Origin of the sequence: Clostridium sartagoforme AAU1 (assembly GCF_000401215.1) — a bacterium.
In the GTDB taxonomy this organism is placed as follows: Bacteria; Bacillota; Clostridia; order Clostridiales; family Clostridiaceae; genus Clostridium; species Clostridium sartagoforme.
In genome coordinates, this window is the sequence record NZ_ASRV01000196.1 from 1 (window position 1) to 8,469 (window position 8,469).

Annotated in this window: 7 protein-coding genes, 1 pseudogene and 1 riboswitch; of the genes and pseudogenes, 1 reads left to right on the top strand and 7 read right to left on the bottom strand. The window is 28.1% G+C overall.

Annotated features, from left to right (window positions below; genetic code table 11):
• Window positions 1-333: 333 nt before the first annotated feature.
• The 7 genes and pseudogenes from asrC to metA all read right to left on the bottom strand — a co-directional run bounded on the left by asrC (window position 334) and on the right by metA (window position 6,394).
• Window positions 334-1,311: a sulfite reductase subunit C gene (asrC, locus tag A500_RS15705; RefSeq protein WP_016208550.1), complete on the bottom strand. Its 978-nt coding sequence runs from the start codon at window positions 1,309-1,311 to the stop codon at window positions 334-336.
• A gap of 11 nt (window positions 1,312-1,322) precedes the next feature.
• Entirely contained in the window at window positions 1,323-2,117 is a 795-nt protein-coding gene (gene asrB / locus A500_RS15710) for an anaerobic sulfite reductase subunit AsrB (RefSeq protein ID WP_016208551.1), read from the bottom strand.
• Window positions 2,110-3,125, bottom strand: a pseudogene (gene asrA, locus A500_RS15715) (anaerobic sulfite reductase subunit AsrA). The gene asrB and the pseudogene asrA overlap by 8 nt, the downstream one beginning before the upstream one ends.
• 25 nt (window positions 3,126-3,150) lie before the next feature.
• Window positions 3,151-3,927, bottom strand: coding sequence for a formate/nitrite transporter family protein (locus A500_RS15720; protein ID WP_016208553.1), 777 nt, complete (start codon window positions 3,925-3,927; stop codon window positions 3,151-3,153).
• Window positions 3,928-4,037: 110 nt separating this feature from the next.
• Window positions 4,038-4,736 (bottom strand): Crp/Fnr family transcriptional regulator, encoded by a 699-nt coding sequence (locus A500_RS15725; protein WP_016208554.1) that lies wholly within the window; start codon window positions 4,734-4,736, stop codon window positions 4,038-4,040.
• A gap of 122 nt (window positions 4,737-4,858) precedes the next feature.
• Window positions 4,859-5,380, bottom strand: coding sequence for a hypothetical protein (locus A500_RS15730; RefSeq protein WP_016208555.1), 522 nt, complete (start codon window positions 5,378-5,380; stop codon window positions 4,859-4,861).
• A 96-nt stretch (window positions 5,381-5,476) separates the two neighbouring features.
• On the bottom strand, window positions 5,477-6,394 hold the full coding sequence (gene metA / locus A500_RS15735; RefSeq protein WP_016208556.1) for a homoserine O-acetyltransferase MetA: 918 nt from the start codon (window positions 6,392-6,394) through the stop codon (window positions 5,477-5,479).
• A gap of 125 nt (window positions 6,395-6,519) precedes the next feature.
• A riboswitch (purine riboswitch) is annotated at window positions 6,520-6,622 on the top strand.
• 42 nt (window positions 6,623-6,664) lie between these two features.
• Here metA and ade point away from each other — a divergent pair.
• Complete coding sequence (gene ade / locus A500_RS15740; RefSeq protein ID WP_016208557.1) at window positions 6,665-8,401, top strand: adenine deaminase; 1,737 nt, start codon at window positions 6,665-6,667, stop codon at window positions 8,399-8,401.
• Window positions 8,402-8,469 lie beyond the last annotated feature (68 nt).

Below are 8,469 nucleotides of genomic sequence, written 5' to 3' on the forward strand. Positions count from 1 at the left end.
TCTAGTTCAAGGTAAGCTTAGGGACAGTAGTTAGTTTTGTGCAGCAAAACAACCTCAATTTTTTCATTCTTGTATTTATAAATTGCTTTGAAGTTTGTATCATAACCTTTTACCTTTTACTTTATTCCAAAAACTATGAATTATAGTGAGAAACTAGAAGTGCTTGATGAAGAAAAAATTGCTATGCCTTAGAGTTGTTGGTTTGTCTGAACGTAGTCGAGTTAACCAAAACTCTTGGCATAGCAATTTTTTGAAGCCTAGTACTTCTTTCGTAGCTATTAGCTTATGGAGCATCTTCTATTATTTTTGACTCTTGTTCACAGCTTAAAATTATTAATATTTTACTCCGCTCCAATAAATATTTTCTTTAAGAATTGCTTTATCTGAAAGCTGAACTCCCTCAAGAGCCCACTTTTTGAATTCCATAAAACCTGTTCTATCAACGATATATCCTATGTGTTCTTTTCCTTCTGGGGCATCCTTTGCAATATATTCCTTAACGTATTTATAAGTATTTAATATTATTTGTATTATACTTTCTTCATCTACCCATATTATAAAATCTTCTGCTAATCTTGGATTTTTCTTTCCTGTTCTACCCATTATAGCTAATCTATAATATTTTTCTTTACTTCTGCTCCAAGCTCCCGTTGGACAACTAATAACACATTGTCCACATCCTATACATTTGCTATGATCCCTAACAGGTCTATAATTTTCTCCATGTAAAGCTCCTGTTGATTTTTTACTGCAAGCTTTAATACACGCTCCACAAGATACACATCTACTGCTATCGAATTGTGGCTCTGTCATTCCTATTATTCCAAAATCATGCATTCTAGCTTTTATACAATCATTAGGACATCCTGTTAAAGCTATTTTAAAATGTAGATCATTTGGGAATATTGCTTTTTCTATTTTCTTAGCAAAGTTTGTTGTATTATAATTACCAAATGGACATACCTTGTTTCCTATGCATGCTGATACATTTCTTGTTCCTGCTGCTGTATATCCCTTTCCTGGAACTTCTTGATTTATTTCTAATCCTTCTATTATAGGTTGTAACATGATATTAACTTCTGATATATCTTCCATATCTATTCCCGGAATTTCAAAGCCTTGTCTTGTTGTTAAGTGAACTGTTCCATTACCGTATTTATCTGCAATTTCTTGAATTAATCCTAAATATTCAGCCTTTAATAATCCACCAGGAACTCTTACTCTTGAAGCTGTCATTCCTCTTTCCTTTGTAACTCTAAAGGCATTTTTTTTAAGCTTTTTAGTATTGATATCCGTAGTACTTGTATTCATAGCAATTCCCCCTAGTCTATTAAATCTTTTCCTTTTGAATAATTAAACACAGGTCCTTCTAAGCAAATATATGTATCATCTATTTTACAATGTCCGCATTTTCCTATTCCACAACACATTTTTCTTTCTTGTGATATCCATATATTTTCTTCTTTAATTCCTAGCTTTAAAAATTCTAATACAGTAAATTTCATCATCATAGGAGGTCCAACCACAACAACTTGTACACTTTTTATATCTTTTATATCAAGTTCTGGAACATATTTGGTTACGAGCCCAACTTTACCCTGATATCCTTCTTGCGCTCCATCTACTGTTAATATTACATTTATATTCTTTTCCCAGGTTTTTATATCTTCTCTAAATAATATATCTTTAGGAGATTTAAAACCTGAAATTAAAGTGAAACTTTTACAATCATTTGTATTATTTGAAAAATAATCTACAATTCCTTTAACAGGTGAAAGTCCAGTTCCTCCAGCTACTACTATTACTTCCTTATCTTTATAATTATTTATATCAAATCCATTCCCATAGGGTCCTCTTAAAAATAGCTTATCTCCAACATAATTATTGAAAACTTCATCTGTAACTTTACCAACTCTTCTTATTGTTAAATCAACATAATTTTCACCTATTCCGCTTACTGATATAGGTGCTTCACCAAATTTCGGAATTGAAACTTCAAAAAACTGTCCTGGCTTCACATCTCCTTTAAAAGCCATTCTAAAAGTATATTCTATTTCTGTATGTTTAATAACATCTAATATTTCTGATATAAAAGGTAAATATTCATTTTTAGTCATTCTTAGTCACCTCATCCATAGCTTTTTCTAATTTATTTATACAATTTGAGAAGGATATATATTGAGGACAGATATCATCACATCTTCCACATCCTACACACATATGATGTCCCCATCTTTTTTTGTAATCATGAACTTTATGAAGAACTTTAAATCTCATTCTTTGCCCTTTATCTTTTCTAAAGCTATGTCCTCCTGCCATATCAGTATATCCATCTACATGACATGAAGCCCATACTCTTCTTCTTTCTCCAACTTTCCCATTGTCTTTGTAGAATATATCTTGCATAGTAAAGCATGTACACGTTGGACAGACAAAGTTACATCTACCACAAGCTATACATCTTTCTGAATACTCATCCCACATAGTTGATTTCATAACTTTTAGGTCTAAGTTATCTGGTATGCTAACTTCAATTTCATTATCTTCTACAAAGTCTGGAGTTACATTTAAAGTTTCATTACTTAATGCTTTAAATATATTTTCAAATTCTTCATCTTTTATATCTAAATATACTTCTTCTCCATTTTGCTTAATATAAGCATTATATTCATCTGTTTTATTTGTTTCCATACTTACACAAAAACAACTCTTAAAGCTTTTTTCACAACCTATTAAAACAAACTTAGCTTTTTCTCTTAATTTTTTATAATATGGATCTTCAAATTTATTATTTAAATAAATATTATCTATTCTTTTTAAAGAATGTATATCACAACTCCTTAAAAATATTAATATTGACTTTTCATCAACTTCTGGTTCCTTAACTTCATTTTCTGTAAAGAAAAATAATGTTTGTGTTATTGGAAGTAAAACTTCTTTATATGAAAACTGTGATTTTTTATCAAACTCTATTTCTTGAATTTTTGATATTTCACCATATCTAACTATATCAGTGTCTGAAAAGGTTCCTTTTCCCTCCAAAACCTTTGGTGCATATATCTTATATTTTTTGATAACTCTTGTAGTCCTTTGTTAAATTCTTTTACTTTAAGCTTATATCCCATCTTAAACACCTCTTAGTTTATTTCTTTAATTTACTTTTTTCTTTCTTGATATTATGTAATAAGGTATTGCCATAAATACAATTCCTCCAACCATATTGCCTAGAGTAACAAGTATAATATTATAGGCATACCCAGTTATACTTACAGCTGCTCCAGCTGGTGAAAGCAATCCTATTGTTAGTAAAGTCATATTTGCTACACTATGCTCAAATCCTGCTGTTATAAAAACAAATAAACACCAAAATATCATTATAAGCTTGGACACTTCTTCTTTACATTTAAAGCTGCACCATACTGCTAAACAAACTAACATATTACATAGTATTCCTCTGAAGAATAAATCACTTGCTGGTAAAGACATTTTAGTAGCACTAGTTTTTGCTATAAAATCTCCAACTGGACCATTGGCTAATCCAGCCATAAAAAATAATGTTCCTGCAAGTATTGAACCTGTTAAATTTCCAATAAAACTTACTATCCAAACTTTAATTGTTTCTAACCAAGAGACTTCTTTATTTAATGATCCTACAGCCATGATAAAATTGTTCCCTGTAAATAATTCAGAACCTGCAAATATTACTAAACTCAAGGCTACTCCAAATGACAATCCCATAACAATTTTAGTTGCTGGTGAATTAGCTGAATTAAGTAATCCTCCAATTGTAAAAATCAGCATAATTCCAAGTCCAACATAGATTCCAGCAAGCATTGAGCTTATAAAATAGCCAATTCTGTTTTCTTTTAATAATTCTACTTTTGCTTTTGCTGCTGTTGATACTTTATTAAATTCTTCATTAAACATAATTTCCCCCTTATTATTGTGATTATAATCACAATCTCTACAACAAGATTATAAAGCTTAATAAAAATAAAAACTGTGATAATTATCACAGTTTCTCTATTTTTTATATTTTATTTAGTTTCTATTCCCTTGAAAAATTTTACAATTTTATCTTTATCTTTTACTACTATTCTTCTCTTTTCGTATGTTATTAAATTATTTTCTTGAAGAATTTTTAATGCTCTTGATATGGTTTCTCTTGGAGCACCAAACATATCTGCTAGATAAGTTATACTTATATTCAAATCTATTAAAGTACCTTCTTCAATTTCTTTTCCATAATCCTTACATAACTTCCATAGCTTTGCCGCTACTTTTTTTTCAACCTTTAAAGACGTAGAGTTCTTTAACTGCCTGTACAATCTTCTCACCTTTATGCTTAAAGAAGATATTACTATTTTCGTTAATTCAAAATCTTTTGCCATAATTTCTTGAAATCTCATTCTATCAAAAGATAATATTTCTGATTTTTCAAATACTTCACAGTTTATAGATGCTGGTAAGTCATCTAAAACTACTGCATTAATAATAGTCTCTTTCCCTAATATAAATATTACTTTCTTTTGAGCAGACTCATTTAATTTATATAATGAAACTTTTCCACTACATACTATGTAAATTTTATTAATTTCTTCTTTATCTCTAAATATATGACTTCCCTTTAAGTAACATTTACTCTCGCCTATTTCGGCTAGTTCATATATTGTATTTGTGTCAATATTTTTAAATAAATCCATGTTGCTTAATTGACTTTTTACTAGTTCTTTCATTTTGTTTACCTATTCCTATTGAAATTACTTATCTTTCAAGTATTTACTTAAAAGATATCACATATATTAGCAATAAGTAAAGTGAGTATTGTCATAAAAATAAAAGGAAGTTTCCCTTCCTTTTAATAATTCATCAATGATTCTAAATCTAACCCCATATCTCCAGTTTTATATTTTATTAAAACTTCAATATTGTATTTATTTTTATAATATTCAATTATACTTTCTAGTGATTTTTCAATAGCTGAATATAAGTCCAATGAAATTTTATTTTCATCTTCTAAAGTCTTATTTATAAAATTTATAAATTTAGTACTTCTTGAATCTGTAAGAGCTTCTAAAATTAAAATAACCTCTGAATAGTCTCTATCAATGACTTCTTTAATTTCTGGTTTCTCACTTAAATCTATATTACACAAATTATATATTACCTTCGGTTCTATAGATTTAAGAAACAACTTTAAATGTTCTACGTTCCCATCAAGCCTTATTATAGTAACATCCTTTTCTATTTCCTTTAATATATCACTGTCTTCATTTTTCCTAATAATCAAATATGTTTCAATATTATTTAAAATAAGATATTTAGTAAAATATATTATAAACTTATCCGAACATCCAACTATAACCGCTCTATCTTTCATAATTTCCTCCAAATATTAAGCTTTCATAAAATTATTATATTATTTAATATAATAAAAGGTGAACATCTATAGGTTTACTCACTTGATTACTGCAATTTATTCAATATTTTCAAGTTTAAATGGAGTATTTTGATAAATACAATAATTTAGCCAATTTCCAAAGACTATATTTGCACTTCCTCTCCATCTAACCATTGGAGTTTCTTTTATATCATCCTTAGGAAAATAGTTTTTTGGTATATCAATATCTTTTCCATTATTAATATCTCTTAAATACTCACTTTTCAATGTGTCTCTATCATATTCTAAATGACCGGTTATAAAGATTTGTCTTTTATCTTTTGTAGCAATTATAAACAATCCAGCTTCTTCTGATTCCGATAATATCTCTAGATTCTCATTTTTCTCAATATCTTCTTTTGACGTTGTAGTATGTCTAGAATGTGGTGCATAGAAAATATCATCTAATCCTCTAGTTAAATCCTCATTAATTTTATTTACCCTATGTTGAAATACTCCAAATATTTTCTTTTTTAAAGCTTTTTTACTTATATTGTGATGATAATATAGTGCTGCTTGAGCACCCCAGCATATATGAAGTGTTGAGAAAACATTTTTCTTACTCCATTCCATTATTTCTTCAAGTTCATTCCAATATGCTACATCCTCAAACTCTATAGTTTCAACAGGTGCCCCAGTAATTATTAACCCATCAAACTTTTTATTTTTAACTTCATCAAAATACTTATAAAACTTTTTTAAATGCTCTATTGGTGTATTTTGAGATGTATAAGTTTTAGTTTGTAACAATGTTATTTCTACTTGAAGTGGAGTATTGGATAGATATCTTAGTAATTGATTTTCTGATTGAATTTTTATCGGCATAAGATTTAAAACTGCTATTTGCAAAGGTCTTATATCTTGAGTTTGTGCCCTTTCAATATTCATTACAAAAATGTTTTCATCAGACAAGACAGTATATGCTGGAAGATCTATTGGAATTTTTATTGGCAAGAATACCCCCTCCTTATAAATTATATTAAATCACAAAATATGGTAATTTAAAAGTTCTTTATTTTATTTATATTAGTACTATATATTATAAAATAAATTTCTTTGACAGCTTGGCTATTATTTCATATAATAGATAAAAATAACATTATTATAAGCCTAATAATATGGTTTAGGCGTATCTACTATACTACCTTAAATAGTATAACTATGAAGTTTTAATCTAAATCAGGTTGTTTATTATTATATTTAAATATACTCTGAGGTGAATTTATGAATAAAAAAGATTTTATATCTCAAATTAAGGCTTCAAGTAAAAATGAAATATGCGACTTAGTTATTAATAATATAACTATTGTTGACGTATTCCAAAACAGTTCCTTTGTTGACAACGTAGCTATTAAAAATGGTATTATTGTTGGATTTGGTAATTATAAAGGCATAGTTGAAATTGATGGTACTGGTAAATTTATTTGCCCTGGTCTTATAGATGCTCATGCCCATATTGAATCATCCCTTGTAACTCCAAAAGAATACTATAAAGCGGCTTTGTTACATGGAATCACATCTATAGTTATTGACCCTCATGAAATTGCTAATGTACTAGGAGATAAAGGTATAAGGCTTATTATGGACCTTGCTAAAGATACTCCTTTTGATTATTACTTTATGCTTCCTTCATGCGTTCCAGCCACTTCTTTTGAAACTTCTGGAGCAATATTAGAAAGTAGTGACTTAGTTCCATTGTACAATGAAACTAATGTATTAGGTCTTGCTGAAGTTATGAATTTTCCTGCTGTTATAAATTGCTCTAATAATATGATTAATAAACTTTGGGACGCAAAATCAAATAAGTTTATTATAGATGGGCATTGTGCAGGATTCACAAATGATATGCTTAATGTATATGCTACTGCAAATGTACTTACAGATCATGAATGTTGCTCTGCAGAAGAAGTTACTCATAGGCTTAGACGTGGTATGTATGTTCATATTAGAGAAGGTTCCGTTGCAAAAAACTTAAATGAATTAATAAAATCTGTTTCTCTTTCTAATAGTAGAAGGATATGTTTTTGTACAGACGATAAACATATAGATGACTTAATAAAAAATGGAAGTATAGATAGCTCTATAAGAATGGCTATTTCTTATGGTTTATCACCTGAAACTGCTATACAAATGTGTACATTAAACACGTCAGAATGTTATTCACTAAAATACAAAGGAGCTATTGCCCCTGGATATATAGCTGATTTCCTAATATTAGATGATTTATCTAATTTTAAAATTAACTCAGTTTATAAAAAAGGTTCTTTAGTTGTAAAAAACAGCAAATTAGTAGCTACTGCTTCTAATAAAATCTATAAATTCCCTAAATTAAATAATATTAATATAAATAAATTTACAGAGAAAGACTTAGAAATAAATTTACATGAAAAAACAAAGCTTAATGTAATTGGAATTAATCCAAATAAACTCGAAAGCACTCATATAACAATTAATATAAATACTTTAAAAAATACAAAATTATTTCAATGTGATATAGATTTAGATTTATTAAAAATAGCTGTAATTGAAAGACATAGAAATACTGGTAACATTGGTCTTGGAATAATAAAAGGCTTAAATTTAAAATATGGGGCAATTGCTACAACTGTTGCTCATGATTCCCACAACTTAATAACCTGTGGAACATCTGATGAAGATATTATATTTGCAGTTGAAGAGCTAAAAAAACTAAATGGTGGAATTATAGTAGTTAAAGATAAAAAAGTATTAGCATCAATTCAGTTAGAAATTGCTGGATTAATAACTTCAAGAAAATCTCAAGAAGTTGTTGATGATTTAGAAAAGCTACATTTAGCTATAAAAGAAGTTGCTCCAGATATTAATTTCAATCCATTTTTGACTTTATCATTCTTATCACTTCCAGTTATTCCTGATTTAAAAATAACTGATAAGGGATTATTTGATGTAAGAAAATTTGAATTTATAGAGAATGCTTATTAATATTCTCTAGGACTTTAAGTAATAAATTATAAAAATAGTCTATAGACTTGTCCTTCAAAAAGTCTATA

Excerpts from the sequence above, each read along its gene's own strand:
- asrB (WP_016208551.1), bottom strand. The coding sequence starts at position 2,117 with ATGACTAAAAATGAATATTTACCTTTTATATCAGAAATATTAGATGTT.
- ade (WP_016208557.1), top strand. The coding sequence starts at position 6,665 with ATGAATAAAAAAGATTTTATATCTCAAATTAAGGCTTCAAGTAAAAAT.
- A500_RS15720 (WP_016208553.1), bottom strand. The coding sequence starts at position 3,927 with ATGTTTAATGAAGAATTTAATAAAGTATCAACAGCAGCAAAAGCAAAA.
- A500_RS15730 (WP_016208555.1), bottom strand. The coding sequence starts at position 5,380 with ATGAAAGATAGAGCGGTTATAGTTGGATGTTCGGATAAGTTTATAATA.
- asrC (WP_016208550.1), bottom strand. The coding sequence starts at position 1,311 with ATGAATACAAGTACTACGGATATCAATACTAAAAAGCTTAAAAAAAAT.
- A500_RS15725 (WP_016208554.1), bottom strand. The coding sequence starts at position 4,736 with ATGAAAGAACTAGTAAAAAGTCAATTAAGCAACATGGATTTATTTAAA.